Consider the following 19,103-nt stretch of genomic DNA (forward strand, 5'->3'; position numbering starts at 1 on the left):
CCTAGGATGGTGACCCATGAGCCATGTCCTGTCTGCCGTCGCCTGGCCCTACGCCAACGGACCCCGTCACATCGGCCACGTCGCCGGCTTCGGCGTCCCCTCCGACGTCTTCAGCAGGTACATGCGGATGGCCGGCCACCAGGTGCTCATGGTCTCCGGCTCCGACGAGCACGGCACGCCGATCCTGGTGCAGGCGGACAAGGCCGGGATGAGCCCGCAGGAGTTCATCGACGTCAACCACCGCCTCATCGCCGAGGACCTGGTCGCGCTGGGAGTCTCCTACGACCTCTACACCCGCACGACCACCGCCAACCACCACCGCGTCGTGCAGCAGATGTTCCTGGCCTGCCACGCCAACGGCTACATGATCGAGCAGACCCAGCAGGTGGCGATCAGCCCGTCCACCGGGCGCACCCTGCCCGACCGCTACATCGAGGGCACCTGCCCGATCTGCGGGTATGCCGAGGCACGGGGTGACCAGTGCGACGACTGCGGCAACCAGCTGGACCCGATCGACCTGGTGAACCCCCGCTCCAAGATCAACGGCGAGACCCCGCAGTTCACGGACACCCAGCACTTCTTCCTCGACCTGCCCTCGCTCGCCGAGGCCCTCGGGGCATGGCTCGACGGGCGCGAGGCCAGCGGCCTGTGGCGGCCCAACGTGATCAAGTTCTCCCAGAACATCCTGGAGGAGATCCGTCCCCGGGCGATGACCCGGGACATCGACTGGGGCATCACCGTCCCGCTGCCGGGCTGGGAGGAGGACGGCTCGAAGAAGCTCTACGTGTGGTTCGACGCCGTCATCGGCTACCTCTCGGCGTCGGTGGAGTGGGCGCGCCGCGTCGGTGACCCAGAGCGCTGGCGCGAGTGGTGGAACCAGCCCGAGGCCCTGGCCTACTACTTCATGGGCAAGGACAACATCACCTTCCACTCCCAGATCTGGCCGGCCGAGATGCTCGCGCACAACGGCCGGGGCAGCAAGGGTGGCGAGGTCGGTCCCTACGGCGAGCTCAACCTGCCGACCGAGGTGGTCTCCAGCGAGTTCCTCACCATGGAGGGCCGCGCGTTCTCCACCTCGCGCTCGATCGTCATCTACGTCCGCGACGTCCTGGAGCGCTACCAGCCCGACGCCTTGCGCTACTTCCTCTCGGCCGCCGCGCCGGAGACGGCGGACTCCGACTTCTCCTGGCCCGAGTTCGTCAAGCGCACCAACACCGAGCTGGTCGCCGGCTGGGGCAACCTGGTCAACCGCACCGCCGCGATGATCGCCAAGAACTTCGGGGAGATCCCGGCTGCCGGGCAGCTCGAGGACATCGACCGCGCCCTGCTCGACCAGATCGCCGAGGGCTTCGGCACCGTCGGACGGCTCATCGCCACCCACAAGCAGAAGGCCGGCCTGGCCGAGGGGATGCGCCTGGTCGGCGAGGCCAACGCCTACGTCTCCGCCACCGAGCCGTTCAAGCTCAAGGGCGACCACCAGCGCGACCGGCTGGCCACCGTGCTGCACGTGCTCGCTCAGGCGGTCGTGGACCTCAACACGATCCTCTCGCCCTACCTGCCGCACAGCTCCACCGCGGTGCACCAGGCCCTGGGCGGGGAGGGTGTCTTCCAGCCGATGCCGGTCCTGCGGGAGGTCGACGACCTCGACGACCCGTCAGGACCGGGCTATCCCGTCATCACCGGCGAGTACTCGGCCGCCCCCCGTTGGGAGCGCCGGCCGGTCACCGTGGGGGCCCCCGTGGTCAAGCCGTCACCGATCTTCGCCAAGCTGGACACCTCGGTGGTCGAGGAGGAGCGGGCGCGGCTCGGGCTGGTCGACGAGGCAGGGGTATGACGTCCGGCCACCGGCTGGCCGAGCGTCCCCCGGCGCCGGACCCCTTGCCGCTCGCCGTGGTGGACAACCACTGCCACCTGGACATCCGACGGGACGACGCCCCGGTCGTGGACCTGACCCAGGTGGTGGCGGAGGCGGCTGCCGTCGGGGTGGACCGGCTGGTCCAGATCGGCTGCGACCTGGGCTCGGCCCGGTGGACGGTCTCGGTCCTCGACGACCACCCGGCGCTGCTCGGCGGCGTCGCGATCCACCCCAACGAGGCGCCCGGCCACCAGGCCGCCGGTGACCTGGACGAGGCGATCGACGAGATCGCCGCCCTGGCCCGCCACCCCCGGGTGCGGGTGATCGGCGAGACCGGGTTGGACTACTACCGCACGGGCCCGGAGGGCGTCGACGCCCAGCACTACTCCTTCCGGCGGCACATCGCGCTGGCCAAGGAGCTCGGCCTGGCCCTGCAGGTCCACGACCGGGATGCGCACGAGGACATCCTGCGGATCCTCGCCGAGGAGGGGGCGCCGGAGCGGACGGTGCTGCACTGCTTCTCCGGGGACATGGAGATGGCCAGGGAGTGCGTCCGCCGCGGCTACTACCTGTCCTTCGCCGGCACGGTCACCTTCAGGTCGGCCAAGGGTCTTCGCGACGCGCTGGCGGTCACGCCCCTGGAGCACCTGCTCGTGGAGACCGACGCGCCCTACCTGACCCCCACCCCGCACCGGGGCCGGGTCAACGCCCCCTACCTCGTCCCGCTGACGGTCCGGGCCATGGCCGAGACGCTGAACGTCAGCGTCCCCGAGCTCTGCCAGGCGCTGTCCGCCAACAGCGAGGCGGTCTACGGCTCCTGGTGACCGGGCGCACCGTTCTCCCCGACCGGGCGCACGCTTCTCCCGACCGGGCGCACGCTTCTCCCGACCGGGCGCACCGTTCTCCCCGACCGGGCGCACCGTTTCCACAAGTCCTCTAAGGCAGCACCGTTGTCCACACCTTCACCCCGGCCCCTTCTTCTTCGCTGCTGAGCGGGAGACGGTCGATGAGTGAGACACCGCACACTCCCTGACCTCTTCCGAACGTCCGAGGCCATGAGCCTGGGATGGACATGGCGCGAGCTTGACGGCGCCGTCGCCTCGGGCGAGGTGATCCGCCTGTGTCACGGTTGGTATGCCGTGGTCCGCCCACCTGATCCCATGCTTCAGCTGGAGCACTGGGAACAGTGCCGTGAGGACCACCTGAACGCCCTCGCCCTGGCCTTGCGCCGCTACCCAGGGCACGCAGGCAGCCATACCAGTGCCGCTGTCGTTCACGACATGTTGGTCTCGCTGGCTCCGCAGATGTCGGTAGATCTCACCTCGATCGAACGCTTCCCCTGCTCACGAAGGCAGGATGGTGTGCAGTTCCACCACAGCGACTCCATGGAGAACGAGGCGGGAACCGTGAACGGTCTGCTGGTGACGGACCCGGTCAGGACGGTGGCCGACTACCTCAGGGTGCGGAGCCTGCCCACAGGTCTCGCCCTGCTGGATGACGCCCTGCGCCGCAAGATCGTCTCGTTGCCGGATCTGCGCCTTACCTTGGAGAAGCAGAAGAGATGGCCGGGTCGGCCCAAGGCGCTCGCCGCGCTGCAGCTGGCCGATCCGATGCGCGAGAGCTGGGGCGAGTCGTACTCCTTCGGCAGGCTGCACCTGCTCGGCGTCCCCATGCCGCTGCACCAGGTGGACATCCTCGACCTCGACGGGCGGTGGGTGGCCAGGGTCGACGGCCTGTGGCCGCACGTCGGTGTGGTCGGCGAGGCGGACGGCTTCTCGAAGTACTTCCTCAGCAGCAACGGCGACTCCCGCGCGCCGGAGCAGGTCGTGCGCGAGAATTTGGAGGCAGAGGTCGTCCGGCAGCGCGGCATCGAGGCGCTCGGCCTCGAAGTGGTGCGGTGGTCACCCAGCGAAGTTCGGGATGAAGGCTGGGCCGTCGCCGGTCGCGTCAACGCGGCGTTCGCCGCCGCGCGTCCACAGGAGGTCGGAGCGTATGCGGTGTGGCGAGGCGAGCAGCGTCGGTTGCCCTTCGAGGTGCGGACGCCGTCCATCGACGCCGAGCGTCTGCGCTACCGGAGAGCACGGCGTCGCACTGGATGAAAACCGTGCGCTCGGTCGGTGAGGATCGTGCGCTTGGTCGGTGAGGATCGTGCGCTTGGTCGGTCAGCGGGTGGCGCTGGGGCCGCGTGCGTTGTTGCGCTGGGCAGCGCGGCTGCCGAGGGTGGTGAGCACGTCGACCACCCTCGAGTCCAGCCGCCGCTGGGCAGCTCGCCCCTCGATCGTCTCGCCCGGGCCGGAGGCGGAGGGCAGCAGGCGGGTCGTCAGCCCCATCATCCGCGTCGTCACCCCCGGCAACAGCCCCCGGAACCGGGTGGCCACCCTCGTGAGCGGGGTGAGCTCGCAGCGCGTCTCCCCGGCCAGCACCGCCTCCACGATGGTGCGGGCGGCCCGGTCCGCAGACATCGTCAGCAGCGGCAGGGAGGCCGCCGGGCCGAACCACGCATACTCCTTGTGCGCCTGGCCGGTGAAGTGGGCACGCTCGTGGGAGCCGGTGCGCATCAGCCCGGGCACCACCGTCGTGGCCGTCACCCCGGTCCCGGACAGCTCGGCGGAGAGGCCCTCGCTGAAGGCGACGGCCCCGGACTTGGCGACGGCGTAGGGCCACAGGTGCGGGGGCGTGACCTCCCCGCCGATCGAGGTGATAGTGCCGATCCGGCCGTGACCGCGCTCGCGCATCCGCCGCACGACCGGCAGGGTCACGTTGATCGGGCCGTGCAGCATGATCCCGAGCGAGGCGTCGAAGTGCTCGAAGGTCATCGTCTCCGCCGGCCCGACCTGGATGATGCCCGCCACCGTGATCAGCACCTCGATGGGACCGACCGTCGACTCCACCTCGTGGACGAGGTCCTGGACCGCGGCCCGGTCGCTGACGTCGCAGGCGCGCACGTCGACCTGGCCCCCGGGCTGCCGCGCGAGGAGCTGGTCGCGAGCCACCTCCAGGTCGGGCGGGGTGCGGGAGCAGATGACCACCCGGTGGTCCCGCTCCAGCAGCTCGCGGGCGATGAGCAGGCCCAGGCCGCGGGAGGCGCCCATGACCAGGGCCACGGGCCGGGGGACGGTGGGTGGGTCGGTGGGCGTCGGCATACCGCAACGGTAGGACCGCCCGGGGGGCCGTGCCTCTTGAGAGTGCGTCCCCCTGGGGGCGGCCCCTACCGTCGAGGCATGCGAGCACTGACATGGCAAGGCGTGGAGGACGTGCGGGTGGAGACGGTCCCGGACCCGGTCATCCAGGAGCCCACCGACGCGATCGTGCGGGTCACCTCGACCGCGATCTGCGGGTCGGACCTGCACCTGTACAAGGTCCTGGGCGCCTACCTGGACCAGGGCGACGTCCTGGGTCACGAGTTCATGGGCATCGTGGAGGAGGTGGGCGGGCAGACCGGTGACCTGAAGGTGGGGGACCGCGTCGTCGTGCCCTTCACCATCTGCTGCGGCACCTGCTGGATGTGCTCGCGCGGCTTCTTCGCCCAGTGCGAGACGACGCAGAACCGTGAGCAGGGCAAGGGGGCGTCGCTGTTCGGCTACACCGAGCTCTACGGCCAGGTGCCCGGCGGTCAGGCGGAGATGGTGCGGGTGCCGCAGGCGCAGTTCGGGCCGGTCAGGCTGCCCGAGCACGGCGCGGACGAGCGCTACCTCTATCTCTCCGACATCCTGCCCACCGCCTGGCAGGGCGTGAAGTGGGCGGAGGTGCCCGAGGGCGGGACGCTGGCCGTCATGGGTCTTGGCCCCATCGGCCAGCTCGCCGTGCGCAGCGCCCGCCACCTCGGTCTGCGGGTCATCGGCGTCGACCTGGTTCCCGAGCGGATGGCGCTCGCGGCGGAGTGGGGCGCGGAGATCATCGACCTGCGTGACGGACTGGACGACGCCGCGGACGTGGGTGCTGCCGTCCGTGACCTCACCGAGGGCCGGGGCGCCGACGGTGTCCTCGACGCCGTCGGGATGGAGGCCCACGGCAACCCGGTCAGCGAGAAGATGATCAACGCCGTCGGCAAGCTGCCCGGCCTGGTCGCCAAGCCGATGATCGAGAACCTGGGGATCGACCGGCTGGCCGCTCTGCATGCCAGCCTCGAGGCGGTCCGCCGCGCCGGGACGGTCTCGTTGAGCGGCGTCTACGGAGGGGCGGTCGACCCGATGCCGATGCTCGACATGTTCGACAAGGGCCTCACGCTGCGGATGGGTCAGTGCCACGTCAAGCAGTGGACCCCCGAGCTGCTCGAGCTGGTCAGCCAGGACGAGGACGTGCTGGGGCTGGAGTCCCTGGCCACGCACCGGGTCCCGCTGGAGGACGCCCCGGCGATGTACGAGACCTTCCAGAAGAAGGAGGACGGCTGCATCAAGGTGGTGCTCAAGCCGTGACGGTGGCCAGCGCCTCGTCGATCTCCTGACGCCGGCTGGGGCGGACGACGCGGGCGACCTCCACCCCGTCACGCAGGAAGATCAGGGTCGGCCAGAGCTTCACCCGGTAGGACCGTCCCAGGGCCCTGCCCCTCCCGTCCTCGACGGCGTGCACAGGGAGCCTCGGGTGCTCTGCCAGGGCCGGCGCGATGTAGCGGTCTGCCGCCCGGCAGTAGCCGCACCAGTCGGTGCCGAAGATCACGACCGTCGGTCCCTGCGTCGCGTCGAGGGTCTCCCGCCGGGGCTGCTCGGTGGCGTAGGTGGTCATCCACCCAGCATCGTTCATCACCGCAGGGGTGACCACCCCGGCGGCGTGCTGCGGGCATGGGATCATGCACCGGTGACGACCGAGCAGCCGCAGGAGCAGCCCGACGAGCACGGGGACCACCTCGAGCACCTGCTGGGCCCTGCGCAGGTCCGCGAGCTCGCTGCCCGGCTGGGTGTCCGGCCCACCAAGGCGTGGGGCCAGAACTTCGTCATCGACAAGGGCACCGTCCGGCGCATCGTGCGGGCCGCGGAGGTTGGCCCGGACGACGTCGTCCTCGAGGTCGGGCCCGGCCTCGGCTCGCTCACCCTGGCCCTGCTGCCGCAGGTGCGCCACGTCACCGCCGTCGAGATCGACCCGGTCCTGGCCGGCCAGCTGCCGGAGACCGTGGCCACCCGCGCGCCGCACCTGGCCGACCGGCTCACGGTCCTGCAGACCGACGCGCTGCGGGTCGCCGAGCTGCCCGACCCGCAGCCGACCGCGCTGGTCGCCAACCTGCCCTACAACGTCGCCGTCCCCGTCGTGCTGCACCTGCTGGCCACCGTGCCCACCCTGGAGACGGTGCTGGTCATGGTCCAGCTCGAGGTCGCCGAGCGGCTCGCGGCCGCCCCCGGCAGCAAGGTCTACGGCGTGCCCAGCGTCAAGGCCAACTGGTATGCCGAGGTGTCCGGCGCCGGGCGGATCGGCCGCAACGTCTTCTGGCCCGCCCCCAACGTCGACTCCGGCCTGGTCCGGATGGTCCGCCGCGAGCCGCCGGTCACGGCTGCCTCCCGGCAGGCGGTCTTCGCCGTCGTCGACGCCGCCTTCGCCCAGCGGCGCAAGACCCTCCGGGCGGCCCTGTCCGGGTGGGCCGGGTCCCCCGCGGCCGCCGAGGAGGCGCTGCGCGCCGCCGGTGTGGACCCGCGGGCCCGGGGAGAGGTCCTCGGGGTGGCGGACTTCGCCCGGATCGCGGCCCATAGGGTGAGGTCATGACGACGGACGCGGTCACGGTCAGGGTCCCCGGGAAGATCAACCTGGGCCTGTTCGTCGGACCACTGCGCGAGGACGGCTACCACGAGCTGTCCACCGTCTTCCACGCCGTCAGCCTCTTCGACCACGTGACGGTCCAGCCCGCCGACGACTGGTCCGTGCACGTCACCGGCCCGTTCGCCGACCGCGTCCCCACCGACGAGACCAACCTGGCCCTGGTCGCCGCCCGCACCCTGGCCTCCCGGCGGCAGCGCCGCGCCACGGTGCCGCCGGTGCGCATCGACATCGACAAGCAGATCCCCGTCGCCGGCGGCATGGCCGGCGGCAGCGCGGACGCCGCCGCCACCCTCGTGGCCTGCCGCGAGCTGTGGACGCTGGACCACATCGAGAACGAGCTGCTGGAGGTGATGGCCGCCAGCCTGGGCTCCGACATCCCCTTCCTCCTGCACGGCGGCACCGCGATCGGCTCCGGCCGCGGCGAGCAGATCACGCCGGTCCTGGCCCGGGGGGAGCTGCACTGGGTGCTGTGGGCGGGAGAGGGGCTGAGCCTGTCCACGCCGGCCGTGTATGCCGAGCTGGACCGGCTGCGGGAGGAGCGCGGCGCCGAGGTCGGCGCCCCCGAACCGTCGGGGGACCTGCTGACCGCCCTACGCCGGATGGACACCGACGCGGTCGCCGCCACCCTGCACAACGACCTGCAGGAGGCGGCGGTCTCGCTGCACCCCATCCTGGCCGAGGTGCTCGAGGCGGGCCAGGAGCTGGGCGCCCGCGCCGGCGTCGTGTCCGGCTCGGGGCCGACCGTCGCCTTCCTCGTCGACTCCCAGGCGCAGGCGATCGACCTCTCCGTGGGGCTGGCCGCCAACGGACCGACCGGGGAGATCCTCCGGGCGGTCGGCCCGGTCCCGGGCACCCAGCTGGTGCACCGCGTGGGGCAGGGTTGATGGCGGTCGCGGTCCCCGCGGCCCTCGTCGCCCTGGACGGGGCCCGGCTGCTCGCCGGCACGCAGGTGCTGCTGGACGACGTCTCGATCGGTGTCTCCGACGGTGACCGGATCGGCGTCGTCGGCCGCAACGGCGGTGGCAAGACCTCCCTGCTCTCGGTCATCGAGGGCTCCCGTCCGCTGGACGGCGGGCGGGTGATCCGCACCGGGAACGTCACGATCGGCATGCTCAGCCAGACCGACCGGCTCGACCCGGACGCCACCGTGCGCGAGGAGGTGCTCGGCGAGCTGGCCGAGCACGAGTGGGCCGGCGACCCGCGCGTGCGGACGGTCCTGGAGGGCCTGCTCGGCGGCACCGACGCCGAGGCCGTCGGCGGGTGGGAGGCGCGTGTGGGGCCGATGTCCGGCGGTGAGCGTCGCCGGCTGGCGCTGGCGGCCCTGCTCATCGCCGACCCTGACCTGCTCATCCTCGACGAGCCCACCAACCATCTCGACGTGGAAGGGGTCGCCTGGCTGGCGGCATACCTGTCCGGACAGCGCACGCGGTCCGGGAGCGCGCTGCTGGTCGTGACCCACGACCGCTGGTTCCTCGACGCCGTCTCCACCCGGACCTGGGAGGTGGCGGACGGGGAGGTGCACACCTACGAGGGCGGGTACGCCGCCTACGTGCTCGCGCGAGTCGAACGGCAGCGCGTGGCCCGCGTCACCGAGGAGCGGCGGGCGAACCTGGCGCGCAAGGAGCTGGCCTGGCTCCGTCGGGGGGCGCCGGCGCGGACCAGCAAGCCCCGGTTCCGGATCGAGGCCGCCACCGCGCTGATCGAGGGCGAGCCGCCCCCTCGCGACACGGCTGAGCTGATGCGCTTCGCGACCACGCGGCTGGGCAAGGACGTGCTGGACCTGCTCGGGGCCACGGTGACCGTCGGCGACCAGGTGCCCAAGGTGCTGCTGGAGGACGTCACCTGGCGGATCGGGCCAGGCGACCGCTACGGCGTAGTCGGGGTCAACGGGTCCGGCAAGTCCACCCTGCTGCGCGTGCTGCAGGGCCAGCATCCCCTGGCGGCGGGCAAGCTGAAGACCGGCAAGACCGTGCAGCTGGCCTGCCTGACCCAGGAGCTGCGCGAGCTGGACCGGGTCGCGGGGTGGACCGTGATCGACGCGATCACCGAGGTGCGCTCCTTCACCGTGATCGACGGCAAGGAGGTCTCCGCATCCTCGCTGGCGCGCCGGCTCGGGTTCTCCGGCGGCCGGCAGCAGTCGCGGGTCGGGGACCTGTCCGGCGGGGAACGGCGGCGGCTGCAGTTCGTCCGCCTGCTCATGGACGAGCCGAACGTACTGCTGCTCGACGAGCCCACCAACGACCTCGACATCGAGACCCTCACCGCGATGGAGGACGTGCTCGACGGCTGGGCCGGGACGCTCATCGTGGTCTCGCACGACCGCTACCTGCTGGAGCGGATGACCGACCGGCAGGTGGCCCTCCTCGGGGACCGCACCCTGCGTGACCTGCCCGGTGGGGTCGAGCAGTATCTCGAGCTGAGGCGGGTCATGCGCCGCGGTGACGGTGGCGGGCCGGCAGCTCGCCCCGCCGGTGGTCCTGCCGGTGGTCCGCCCGCCTCGGGTCCGTCCGCCGCGCAGGTGCGCGAGGCGCGCAAGACGCTCGCCCGGGTGGAACGGTCCCTGGACCGGCTGCACGAGCAGGAGGCAGCCATCCACGAGCAGATGGCTTCCGCGGCAACGGATCCGGAGGAGCTGGCGCGGCTGACGGCGAGGCTGGCCGAGATGCACGCCCAGGAGGAGGCACTGGAGACCGAGTGGCTCGAGGCGTCCGAGGTGGCGGCGGACTGACCCGTGGGTGAGGCAGTGACGGGCGTGCTCGGGGCAGCCCGGCCATGACGCGTGAGGGTATGGAGCGCCACCAGGTGTGGTTCTACCTCGCCGCGCTCGTCCTCGGGCTGCTCCTCGGCCGGGCCGCACCCGGGCTGGACGGGGCCGCAGAGGCCTCGGTGTGGCCGGTGCTGGCCGTGCTGCTCTACGCGACCTTCACCCAGCTGCCGCTGACCTCGGTGCCGGCGGCGTTCCGCGACGCCCGCTTCCTCGGCACCGCCCTCGTGGGCAACTTCGTCCTGGTGCCGCTGCTGGTCTGGGGCCTGGTGCAGCTGGCGCCGCCGGACCCGGCGCTGCGGCTGGGCCTGCTGCTGGTCCTGCTGGTGCCGTGCACGGACTGGTTCATCACCTTCACCCAGCTCGGCGGCGGGGACGGCGCCCGCGCCACCGCACTGACGCCGGTCTCCCTGCTGCTGCAGCTGGCGCTGCTGCCGGTCTACCTCTGGCTGCTGGGCGGCACCCCGGTGACCGGAGTGTTCACCCCGGGCCAGGTCTGGCCGGCGCTGCTGGTGCTGCTCGGGCCGCTGGCCCTGGCCGCCCTGACCATGCGGTGGGCCGCTGACCGCCCGAGGGGCCGACGGCTGGTGGATCGGCTCGGTGCGGCTCCGGTGCCGCTGCTGGCGGTGGTGATCCTGCTGGTCGGGGTCGGTCACGCGGAGGAGATCGCCGGGTCCGGTGCCGTGCTGCGCGTGGTCGCCGTGGTGTCGGGGCTCTACCTCGTCGGTGCGGTGACGCTCGCCGTGGTGCTGGCCCGTCTGGTCCGCCTGCCCGTGCCACAGGGCCGGACGCTGGCCTTCAGCCTCGCGACGCGCAACAGCTTCATCGTGCTGCCGTTCGCGCTGTCCCTGCCGGCCGGGTGGGAGACGGCCGCCCTGGTGGTGGTGCTGCAGTCGGTGGTGGAGCTGCTGGGGATGATCGTCCTCGTGCGTCTGGTGCCCGGGGTCCTCCTCCGCGGGGTCAGGCCTCGTCGAAAGGCTCCAGCAGGGTCTTGAGCAGACCGGCCAGCCGGGCCTGCTCCCCGGGGTCGAGGCTGGCCAGGATCTGCCGCTCTCCCGCGACGAGCTCGGCCATCGCCGCGTCGACCACGTCGCGCCCCGTCCCGGTGAGACGGACCTGCACGGACCGGGCGTCGGTGGGGGATGACGACCGGGCCACGAGACCACGCTCCACGAGCCGGGAGATGCGGTTAGTCATGGTGCCGCTGGTGACAAGCGTCTGCCGCACCAGCGCGGTCGGCGTGAGCTGGTAGGGCTCCCCAGCGCGACGCAGGGCGGAGAGGACGTCGAACTCCCACGCCTCCAGCCCCCGCTCGGCGAAGGCACGCCGGCGGGCCAGGTCGAGGTGCCGGGCGAGGCGGGAGATCCTGGAGAGCACCTGGAGGGGGGCGACGTCCAGGTCCGGGCGCTCACGGCGCCATGCCGCGACGATCCTGTCGACCTCGTCGACCTCGTCGACGCCGTCGCCCTCGGGAACCATGGCGGTCACCCTATGCGCCTGGCTCCCCGGGAAGGAATCGAACCTTCGTCGCTAATCCTGATTCAAAGTCAGGCGGCCCCTACCAGCAGAGCAACCGGGGAACGTGCCGGAGCACCGCACCAGCCTAACGGGGCCTCGGGACGGTGGTGCCGACCTCCGTGGGCTCAGTGCTTGCGCTTGGTGCGCAGGGTGGGTTTGGCCTCCATGCCGGCCAGGCCGTTCCAGGCCAGGTTGACCAGGTGGGCGGCCACGTCGTCCTTCTTCATCCGCCGGGAGTCCAGCCACCAGCCGCCGGGGATGGCGACCATGCCGACCAGCATCTGGGCGTAGAGCGGCGCGGTCTTGGGGTCCAGCCGGCGGCGCTTGAACTCCGCCGCCAGGATGTGCTCGACCTGGCTGGCGATGTCGCTGATCAGGCTGGCGAAGGAGCCGGTGGACTGGCCCGGGGGGCTGTCCCGCACCAGGATGCGGAAGCCGTCGGTGGAGTGCTCGATGTAGTCCAGCAGCGCCAGCGCGGCCGCCTCCAGCAGGGCCCGGGCGTTGCCCCCGTGCTCCTGCAGGGCGGTGGTGATCTGGCCGAGCAGGGCCTGGATCTCCCGGTCGACCACGACGGCGTAGAGCCCCTCCTTGCCGCCGAAGTGCTCGTAGATCACCGGCTTGGAGACCCCCGCGCTCAGCGCGATCTCCTCCACGCTGGTCCCTTCGAAGCCCTTCTCCGCGAACAGGCCCCGGCCCACCTCGATGAGCTGCTGGCGGCGTTGCGGACCGGTCATCCGGCTGCGCGCCGAGGCCTTGGGTGTGGGGGAGCTCACCGCCCCATCATGCCAAGGTGGCTCGCGGGTAGAGTCGGAGCCGTGCCCACCCACCATCCTGCAGCCGTCATCATCCTCGCCGCCGGCCAGGGGACGCGGATGAAGAGCAAGATCCCCAAGGTGCTCCATGCCATCGGCGGACGCTCCCTCGTCGGGCACGCGCTGCATGCCGCTCGCAGCCTCGCACCGGCCCATCTGGCCGTCGTCGTGCGCCACGACCGGGACCGCGTCGCCGACCACGTCGCCCAGATCGACCCCGCCGCGATCATCGCCGACCAGGACGAGCAGCCCGGGACCGGTCGCGCCTGCGAGTGCGGGCTGGCGGCCCTCCCGGACGACCTGAACGGCACGGTGCTCGTCACCATGGGTGACGTCCCGCTCCTGGAACCGCAGACCCTCGCCGACCTCACCCGGATCCACGAGGAGGCCGGTGCGGCGGTCACCCTGCTGTCAGCGGTGGTGGAGGACGCCGGCAACTACGGCCGGGTCGTCCGCGATGCGGAGGGCAACCTGCTGCAGATCATGGAGCGCAAGGACGCCGAGGAGCACCGGCGGTCGGGCAACGAGTTCGCCCACGTCCTGGACATCACCGAGTACAACTCCGGCATCTACGCCTTCGACGCGGAGGTCCTGCGCAGCGCGCTCGGGCGGATCGTGCCCTCGCCCGTCACCGGCGAGAAGTACCTCACCGACGTGGTCAAGCTGGCCCGGGACGAGGGCCGCGTCGTGCTGGCCCACCCGCTGCACGGACCGGACCTGGTGCAGACCGAGGGCGTCAACGACAAGGCGCAGCTGGCCCAGCTGGGCCGGATCCTCAACGCCCGCAACGTCGAGCGCCACATGAAGGCGGGGGTCATCGTCGTCGACCCGGCCACCACCTGGATCGATGTCGACGTGAGCATCGGCCAGGACACGGTGGTCCGCCCGCACACCCAGCTCCTGGGCGCGACCACGGTCGGCGAGGACGCGGTGATCGGCCCCGAGACGACCCTGACCGACACCTCCGTGGGCGACGGCGCCAGCGTCGTGCGGACCCAGGCCGAGCACGCCGTCATCGGGCCCCGCGCCACGGTCGGCCCGTTCTCCTACCTGCGCCCCGGCACCACGCTGGGCGAGTCGGGCAAGATCGGCGGCTTCGTGGAGACCAAGAACGCCCGGATCGGCGCCGGGGCCAAGGTGCCCCACCTGACCTACTGCGGCGACGCGACCATCGGGGAGGGCGCGAACATCGGCGCCGGCACGATCTTCGCCAACTACGACGGCGTCACCAAGCACCACACCCACGTCGGACGGCACAGCTTCGTCGGCTCAGACTCCGTGCTGATCGCTCCGGTCGACATCGGCGACGGCGCCTACGTGGCCGCCGGCTCGGCCGTCGAGGGCGTCGTGGAGCCGGGGCAGATCGCGGTCGCCCGCGGCCGGCAGCGCAACATCGACGGCTGGGTCGCGCGCCGCCGCGCCGGCACCCCGACCGCCGAGGCCGCGGACGCCGCCCGTGCCCGCGGCGCCCGGCACCTCGACGAGACCACCTCGACCCCCACCCAGGAGAGCTGATGACCGGCATCCACCGGACCACCGAGAAGAACCTCATGGTCTTCTCCGGGCGCGCGCACCCGGCCCTGTCGGAGGAGGTGGCTGCCTATCTGGAGACGTCCCTGGTCCCCACCCAGGCCTACGACTTCGCCAACAGCGAGACCTACGTGCGCTTCGACGAGTCGGTGCGTGGCTGCGACGCCTTCGTCATCCAGAGCCACGTCGCCCCCGTCAACCAGTGGATCATGGAGCACCTGATCATGGTCGACGCGCTCAAGCGCGGCTCGGCCAAGCGGATCACGGTCGTGCTGCCGTTCTTCGGGTATGCCCGTCAGGACAAGAAGCACCGCGGGCGCGAGCCGATCTCGGCCCGGCTGATCGCCGACATGTACAAGACCGCGGGCGCCGACCGTCTCCTGGCGGTCGACCTGCACACCGCGCAGATCCAGGGTTTCTTCGACGGGCCGGTCGACCACCTGATGGCGACCCCGATCCTCACCGACTACGTCAAGGAGAAGTACGGCGACCAGCCCCTGGCCGTGGTCTCGCCCGACGCCGGCCGGATCAAGGTCGCGGAGTGGTGGAGCAACAAGCTCGCCGGGGCACCGCTGGCCTTCATCCACAAGACCCGGGACGTCAACCGGCCGAACGAGTCCGTCGCCAACCGGGTCGTGGGTGAGGTCGAGGGACGGCTGTGCATCCTGGTCGACGACATGATCGACTCCGGGGGCACGATCTGCCATGCCGCGGACGCCCTGATGGAGGAGGGGGCCAGGGGCGTGGTCATCGCCGCGACCCACCCGATCTTCTCCGGCCCGGCCGTGGAGCGGCTGGCTGCGTCCGGCGCCCAGGAGGTGGTGGTGACCAACACCCTGCCGCTCGGCCCCGAGGCGGAGCAGCTGGAGAAGATCACCCAGCTCTCGATCGCGCCGCTCATCAGCCGGGCGATCAAGGAGGTCTTCGAGGACGGGTCGGTGACGTCGATGTTCGAAGGCCGGGCGTAGCAGGCGGTCGGGTGCGCCGGGCGTAGCAGGCGGTCGGGTGCGCCGGGCGTAGCAGGCGGTCGGGTGCGCCGGGCGTAGCAGGCGGTCGGGTGCGCCGGGCGTAGCAGGCGGTCGGGTGCGCCGGGCGTAGCAGGCGGTCGGGGGCGCCGGGCGTAGCAGGCAATCGGATTTCATCCCCTCTCCACCTGGCGCTAGACTCGGGGGGTTGCCTCGGCGAGGGACGTCCCACGACGTCCGTCATCGACGAAGCGGATGCCGACGGGTCTGCCCGTCCGTGTCGCCTCCGCGTTGATCGCCTGATGACCGCACGATGACTGATCGCGTGCCGCGTCCCGCGTCGAGGCCCGACCAGACCCGACCGCATACCAGAAGAGGCCATGACCTATGTCTGACCAGCTGAAGATCTCCGCCGAGAAGCGCACCGAGTTCGGCAAGGGCGCGGCTCGCCGCATCCGCCGCGCCGACAAGGTGCCGGCCGTCCTCTACGGGCACGGCACCGACCCGCTGCACGTGTCCCTGCCCGGCCACGAGACGATGCTGGCGCTGCGCCAGATCAACGCCGTGCTGACCCTGGACGTCGAGGGCGAGGAGCACCTGGCCCTGGCCAAGGACGTGCAGCGCGACCCGGTGCGCCGGTTCATCGAGCACGTCGACCTCGTGATCGTCCGCAAGGGCGAGAAGGTCGTCGTCGACGTGGCGGTTCTTGTCGAGGGTGAGGCCGGTCCGGACACCTTCGTGTCCGTCGAGCTGACCGAGCTGACCGTCGAGGCCGAGGCCACCAACATCCCCGAGTCCATCACGGTCTCCGTCGAGGGTCTGACGGCCGGCACCCAGATCCTGGCCAGCGATGTCGAGCTGCCCGAGGGGACCAGCCTGGCGATCGACCCCGAGTCTCTGGTCGTCAACGTCATCGCGGCGATCACCGAGGCGGCCCTGGAGGCCGAGCTCGCCGAGGCCGAGGCCGAGGCCGGCATCGAGCAGGACGAGCCCGAGGCTGCGGCCGAGGAGCCGGCGGGCGACACCGAGGAGTGACACCCGCGGCGTGACCTTCACCGGTCATCGCTCACCAGCTGACGTGGCCGCGCCGCGGGACCTCCCGCGGCGTGGCCTCGCCCGTTCCAGGTGGAGTGTCTGCAGTCCTCCACGACCACCTCACCCACCCACGACCCCCACCCGTCCCTGGAGGAGCCGATGAGCACCGCACCCTGGCTCGTCGTCGGGCTCGGCAACCCCGGGCCGAAGTACGCCGGTCACCGGCACAACATCGGGGCCATGGTGGTCGCCGAGCTGGCCCGCCAGGCGGGTGTGTCCCCGCGCGAGCACAAGGCCGGCCGGGCGTGGGCGGCCGAGGTGCGGCTGGGGACCGCACCGGGCGGGCTGCCCGGTCCGCGTGCGGTGCTGGCTCGGCCGATGACCTACATGAACGTCTCCGGCGGGCCGGTCAGCGGGCTGGCGAAGTTCTACAAGACGCCGCTGGAGCAGGTCATCGTCGTGCACGACGAGCTGGACATCGACTTCGGCGCCGTGCGCCTCAAGCGGGGTGGGGGCGAGGGCGGCCACAACGGGCTGCGGTCGATCAGCCAGTCGCTGGGGAGCCGTGACTACCTGCGGGTGCGTCTGGGGATCGGGCGGCCGCCGGGACGGCAGGACGCCGCCGACTTCGTGCTGAGCGACTTCCCGGCACGGGACAAGGTCGAGGTCGACCTCCTCGTCGGCGACGGGGCCGACGCGGTGCACGACCTGGTGCACCTGGGGCTGGAGGCGACCCAGCAGCGCTTCCACGCGCGCTAGGACGCGTGCACGCCGCACTGCGCCGTATGACGTAGGTCACGGTGGGCCGCGGAAGGTTGTGCGTGTGGGCCGGGCGCTTCCCGGAAGAATCCGTCGACAGGGAAGCCTCTGTCGAAGGTTCACCAGTTGTGGTGGGGCACGAGTCCGGTTCTCGCGCATATCGTTCGTCAGCGGAGTGGTCCTGGCCGGCCGAACGGCCTATCGTTGACCCCGCGTCCACCCCTTCGGTGCGACGCTGCACCCTGCGAACTGAGAAGGACCAGATGACCGGCCGACGAATGCGCCCGACGCCAGGCACCGCCAGGACCCAGTGTCCTGCGGCCATGCGTCGCCCGAGCGCCGTCGCCTGAGCGTCACCTTCCCACCCAGCCCACCCGGGCCGGCCACCCAGCGGCTACCACGCCGCTACGCCATACCCAGAGCGTCCGCCTGCAGCGTCAGGCGGTCCGGCCAGCCCTTCCTGCCCAAGGAACCACGTGATCACCCTCACCCACATCAGCAAGGTCTTCCCGGCGCGACGCCGGCAGGCCGCCGTGACCGCCCTCGACGACGTGAGCATCGGCGTCGAGCGGGGCCAGGTCATGGGCGTCGTCGGCCCGTCCGGCTCGGGCAAGTCCACCCTGGCCCGCATCGTCAACCTGCTCGAGCGCCCCACGACCGGCACGGTCGTCGTGGACGGGCGGGAGCTGACCGCCCTGTCCGGCGGCGAGCTCAACCGGGCCCGCCGGGGGATCGGGATGATCTTCCAGCAGTTCAACCTGCTGGACTCGCGGACCGCGCTGGCCAACGTCGAGCTGCCCCTCGAGCTGGCCGGTGTCGGCCGGGCCGAGCGGCGAGACCGCGCCACCGCCCTGCTCGAGCGGGTCGGCCTGGCCGACAAGCTGGACGTGCACCCGGCCCAGCTCTCCGGAGGACAGCGCCAGCGCGTCGCCATCGCCCGGGCCCTGGCTCCCCGGCCCAACGTCCTGCTGTGCGACGAGGCCACCTCGGCGCTGGACCCCGTCTCCACCACCTCGGTGCTGCGCCTGCTGCGCGAGCTCACCGACGAGCTGGACCTCACCACCGTGCTCATTACCCACGAGATGGATGTCGTCAAGCGGGCCTGCGACCAGGTCACGCTCCTCGAGGACGGCCGGGTCGTCGACGCCGGGGCCCTCGGCGACGTCGTGAGCCGGCCGGACTCGCCGCTCGCGACCCGCCTGCTGCCCCGCCCCGAGCGCCCGCTCGGCGAGCAGGTGGTGGAGATCACCGTGGGCGGCGCGGAGCACGACCTGGTCCTCACCGAGCTGATCCGCCGGTATGACGTGCACGTCGCCGTGCTCGCCGGTTCCGTGGAGACGCTGGGCGACCAGCGCTTCGGCCGCCTGCAGGTGCGCCTGGACGGCGCACCCACCGAGGTCCGTGCCGCCCTCGACCACCTGGCCGGGCGGCCCGAGCTGCGCGAGGCGGTGGCCTGATGATCGACTGGGACCGCATCGGACCCGCCCTGTGGCAGGCCACCGTCGAGACCGCCTACATGGTCTCCGCCTCGATGGGGCTGGCCGTGCTGCTCGGGATCCCGCTGGGCGTGCTGCTCCTGCTCACGGCACCGGACGGGCTGACCCCGCGAGCCGTGGTGAGCAACGTCCTCGGAGCCGTGGTCAACGTGGGCCGCTCGGTGCCGTTCATCGTGCTGCTCGTCCTCGTCGCCCCGGTGACCCGCCTGTTCACCGGCACCACGATCGGCTCGACCGCCACCATCGTGCCGCTGACCATCGCCGCGGTGCCCTTCTTCGCCCGTCTGGTCGAGGCCTCGCTGCGCGAGGTCGCCCCCGGCAAGGTCGAGGCGGCCCGTGCGATGGGCGCCAGCACCCGGCAGATCGTCCGCACCGTGCTGCTGCCCGAGGCGCGTCCCGGGCTGATCGCCGCCGGCACCGTCACCCTCATCGCGCTCATCTCCTACTCGGCGATGGCCGGTGCGATCGGTGGCGGAGGGCTGGGCGACTTCGCCATCCGCTACGGCTACCAACGCTTCGACACCGCGGTGACGCTCGCCTGCGTCGTCGTGCTGCTCGTCATGGTCCAGCTCCTGCAGTCCGCCGGTGACCGGGTCGCCCGCCGGCTCGCGCACCGCTGACCCT

Annotated in this window: 18 protein-coding genes and 1 tRNA gene; 14 read left to right on the forward strand and 5 right to left on the reverse strand. The window is 71.8% G+C overall.

Annotated elements, in window-relative coordinates:
- Window positions 1-16: 16 nt before the first annotated feature.
- From metG to ESZ52_RS02855, 3 genes are all read left to right on the forward strand, one after another.
- Window positions 17-1,834, forward strand: coding sequence for a methionine--tRNA ligase (metG, locus tag ESZ52_RS02845; protein WP_131103605.1), 1,818 nt, complete (start codon window positions 17-19; stop codon window positions 1,832-1,834).
- Window positions 1,831-2,679, forward strand: coding sequence for a TatD family hydrolase (locus ESZ52_RS02850; protein WP_131103606.1), 849 nt, complete (start codon window positions 1,831-1,833; stop codon window positions 2,677-2,679). Before metG ends, ESZ52_RS02850 begins: the two co-directional genes overlap by 4 nt.
- A 537-nt stretch (window positions 2,680-3,216) precedes the next feature.
- Entirely contained in the window at window positions 3,217-3,954 is a 738-nt protein-coding gene (locus ESZ52_RS02855; RefSeq protein ID WP_131103607.1) for a hypothetical protein, read from the forward strand.
- 63 nt (window positions 3,955-4,017) lie between these two features.
- Here the strand turns inward: ESZ52_RS02855 and ESZ52_RS02860 are convergent, their stop codons facing one another.
- Complete coding sequence (locus tag ESZ52_RS02860) at window positions 4,018-4,998, reverse strand: SDR family NAD(P)-dependent oxidoreductase (RefSeq protein ID WP_131103608.1); 981 nt, start codon at window positions 4,996-4,998, stop codon at window positions 4,018-4,020.
- A gap of 78 nt (window positions 4,999-5,076) precedes the next feature.
- Here ESZ52_RS02860 and ESZ52_RS02865 point away from each other — a divergent pair, with 78 nt between their 5' ends.
- Window positions 5,077-6,270, forward strand: a complete 1,194-nt coding sequence (locus ESZ52_RS02865; RefSeq protein ID WP_131103609.1) for a zinc-dependent alcohol dehydrogenase — start codon at window positions 5,077-5,079, stop codon at window positions 6,268-6,270.
- Here ESZ52_RS02865 and ESZ52_RS02870 read toward each other — a convergent pair.
- Window positions 6,260-6,577 (reverse strand): thioredoxin family protein, encoded by a 318-nt coding sequence (locus ESZ52_RS02870; protein WP_131103610.1) that lies wholly within the window; start codon window positions 6,575-6,577, stop codon window positions 6,260-6,262. The two genes, ESZ52_RS02865 and ESZ52_RS02870, sit on opposite strands and share 11 nt — an antisense overlap.
- Window positions 6,578-6,649: 72 nt before the next feature.
- Between ESZ52_RS02870 and rsmA the strand changes: the two genes are divergently transcribed.
- From rsmA to ESZ52_RS02890, 4 genes are read left to right on the forward strand one after another with little or no spacing between them, the layout of a single operon-like run.
- Complete coding sequence (gene rsmA, locus ESZ52_RS02875) at window positions 6,650-7,546, forward strand: 16S rRNA (adenine(1518)-N(6)/adenine(1519)-N(6))-dimethyltransferase RsmA (RefSeq protein WP_202865399.1); 897 nt, start codon at window positions 6,650-6,652, stop codon at window positions 7,544-7,546.
- Window positions 7,543-8,484: a 4-(cytidine 5'-diphospho)-2-C-methyl-D-erythritol kinase gene (locus ESZ52_RS02880; RefSeq protein WP_131103611.1), complete on the forward strand. Its 942-nt coding sequence runs from the start codon at window positions 7,543-7,545 to the stop codon at window positions 8,482-8,484. Before rsmA ends, ESZ52_RS02880 begins: the two co-directional genes overlap by 4 nt.
- The gene (locus tag ESZ52_RS02885) at window positions 8,484-10,328 is read left to right on the forward strand and encodes an ABC-F family ATP-binding cassette domain-containing protein (RefSeq protein ID WP_131103612.1); all 1,845 of its coding nucleotides are present in this window, start codon (window positions 8,484-8,486) and stop codon (window positions 10,326-10,328) included. Before ESZ52_RS02880 ends, ESZ52_RS02885 begins: the two co-directional genes overlap by 1 nt.
- 44 nt (window positions 10,329-10,372) lie before the next feature.
- Window positions 10,373-11,359: an arsenic resistance protein gene (locus ESZ52_RS02890; protein ID WP_131103613.1), complete on the forward strand. Its 987-nt coding sequence runs from the start codon at window positions 10,373-10,375 to the stop codon at window positions 11,357-11,359.
- Here the strand turns inward: ESZ52_RS02890 and ESZ52_RS02895 are convergent.
- The 3 genes from ESZ52_RS02895 to ESZ52_RS02905 form a co-directional block, all read right to left on the reverse strand.
- Window positions 11,325-11,843, reverse strand: a complete 519-nt coding sequence (locus tag ESZ52_RS02895; protein ID WP_131103614.1) for a MarR family winged helix-turn-helix transcriptional regulator — start codon at window positions 11,841-11,843, stop codon at window positions 11,325-11,327. The genes ESZ52_RS02890 and ESZ52_RS02895 overlap by 35 nt on opposite strands.
- A 19-nt stretch (window positions 11,844-11,862) precedes the next feature.
- Window positions 11,863-11,944: transfer RNA gene (locus tag ESZ52_RS02900), tRNA-Gln, on the reverse strand.
- 63 nt (window positions 11,945-12,007) lie between these two features.
- Window positions 12,008-12,616, reverse strand: a complete 609-nt coding sequence (locus ESZ52_RS02905; RefSeq protein WP_131106390.1) for a TetR/AcrR family transcriptional regulator — start codon at window positions 12,614-12,616, stop codon at window positions 12,008-12,010.
- Between the two features lie 81 nt (window positions 12,617-12,697).
- Between ESZ52_RS02905 and glmU the strand changes: the two genes are divergently transcribed.
- From glmU to ESZ52_RS02935, 6 genes are all read left to right on the forward strand, one after another.
- Entirely contained in the window at window positions 12,698-14,209 is a 1,512-nt protein-coding gene (gene glmU / locus ESZ52_RS02910; protein ID WP_272948397.1) for a bifunctional UDP-N-acetylglucosamine diphosphorylase/glucosamine-1-phosphate N-acetyltransferase GlmU, read from the forward strand.
- Window positions 14,209-15,192, forward strand: coding sequence for a ribose-phosphate diphosphokinase (locus ESZ52_RS02915; RefSeq protein ID WP_131103616.1), 984 nt, complete (start codon window positions 14,209-14,211; stop codon window positions 15,190-15,192). The genes glmU and ESZ52_RS02915 overlap by 1 nt, the downstream gene beginning before the upstream one ends.
- A gap of 384 nt (window positions 15,193-15,576) precedes the next feature.
- On the forward strand, window positions 15,577-16,224 hold the full coding sequence (locus ESZ52_RS02920) for a 50S ribosomal protein L25/general stress protein Ctc (protein WP_131103617.1): 648 nt from the start codon (window positions 15,577-15,579) through the stop codon (window positions 16,222-16,224).
- Window positions 16,225-16,383: 159 nt separating this feature from the next.
- Window positions 16,384-16,983, forward strand: a complete 600-nt coding sequence (pth, locus tag ESZ52_RS02925; protein ID WP_131103618.1) for an aminoacyl-tRNA hydrolase — start codon at window positions 16,384-16,386, stop codon at window positions 16,981-16,983.
- A gap of 476 nt (window positions 16,984-17,459) precedes the next feature.
- Window positions 17,460-18,440 (forward strand): methionine ABC transporter ATP-binding protein, encoded by a 981-nt coding sequence (locus ESZ52_RS02930; protein ID WP_131103619.1) that lies wholly within the window; start codon window positions 17,460-17,462, stop codon window positions 18,438-18,440.
- Window positions 18,440-19,099 (forward strand): methionine ABC transporter permease, encoded by a 660-nt coding sequence (locus tag ESZ52_RS02935; protein ID WP_131103620.1) that lies wholly within the window; start codon window positions 18,440-18,442, stop codon window positions 19,097-19,099. Before ESZ52_RS02930 ends, ESZ52_RS02935 begins: the two co-directional genes overlap by 1 nt.
- Window positions 19,100-19,103: the final 4 nt, after the last annotated feature.

Source organism: Ornithinimicrobium sufpigmenti (assembly GCF_004322775.1).
Lineage (GTDB): Bacteria > Actinomycetota > Actinomycetes > Actinomycetales > Dermatophilaceae > Ornithinicoccus > Ornithinicoccus sufpigmenti.

Excerpts from the sequence above, each read along its gene's own strand:
- ESZ52_RS02895 (WP_131103614.1), bottom strand. The coding sequence starts at position 11,843 with ATGGTTCCCGAGGGCGACGGCGTCGACGAGGTCGACGAGGTCGACAGG.
- pth (WP_131103618.1), top strand. The coding sequence starts at position 16,384 with ATGAGCACCGCACCCTGGCTCGTCGTCGGGCTCGGCAACCCCGGGCCG.
- ESZ52_RS02890 (WP_131103613.1), top strand. The coding sequence starts at position 10,373 with ATGACGCGTGAGGGTATGGAGCGCCACCAGGTGTGGTTCTACCTCGCC.
- ESZ52_RS02905 (WP_131106390.1), bottom strand. The coding sequence starts at position 12,616 with ATGACCGGTCCGCAACGCCGCCAGCAGCTCATCGAGGTGGGCCGGGGC.
- ESZ52_RS02860 (WP_131103608.1), bottom strand. The coding sequence starts at position 4,998 with ATGCCGACGCCCACCGACCCACCCACCGTCCCCCGGCCCGTGGCCCTG.
- ESZ52_RS02920 (WP_131103617.1), top strand. The coding sequence starts at position 15,577 with ATGTCTGACCAGCTGAAGATCTCCGCCGAGAAGCGCACCGAGTTCGGC.
- ESZ52_RS02915 (WP_131103616.1), top strand. The coding sequence starts at position 14,209 with ATGACCGGCATCCACCGGACCACCGAGAAGAACCTCATGGTCTTCTCC.
- ESZ52_RS02850 (WP_131103606.1), top strand. The coding sequence starts at position 1,831 with ATGACGTCCGGCCACCGGCTGGCCGAGCGTCCCCCGGCGCCGGACCCC.
- ESZ52_RS02870 (WP_131103610.1), bottom strand. The coding sequence starts at position 6,577 with ATGACCACCTACGCCACCGAGCAGCCCCGGCGGGAGACCCTCGACGCG.
- metG (WP_131103605.1), top strand. The coding sequence starts at position 17 with ATGAGCCATGTCCTGTCTGCCGTCGCCTGGCCCTACGCCAACGGACCC.
- ESZ52_RS02885 (WP_131103612.1), top strand. The coding sequence starts at position 8,484 with ATGGCGGTCGCGGTCCCCGCGGCCCTCGTCGCCCTGGACGGGGCCCGG.
- ESZ52_RS02935 (WP_131103620.1), top strand. The coding sequence starts at position 18,440 with ATGATCGACTGGGACCGCATCGGACCCGCCCTGTGGCAGGCCACCGTC.
- ESZ52_RS02880 (WP_131103611.1), top strand. The coding sequence starts at position 7,543 with ATGACGACGGACGCGGTCACGGTCAGGGTCCCCGGGAAGATCAACCTG.
- ESZ52_RS02865 (WP_131103609.1), top strand. The coding sequence starts at position 5,077 with ATGCGAGCACTGACATGGCAAGGCGTGGAGGACGTGCGGGTGGAGACG.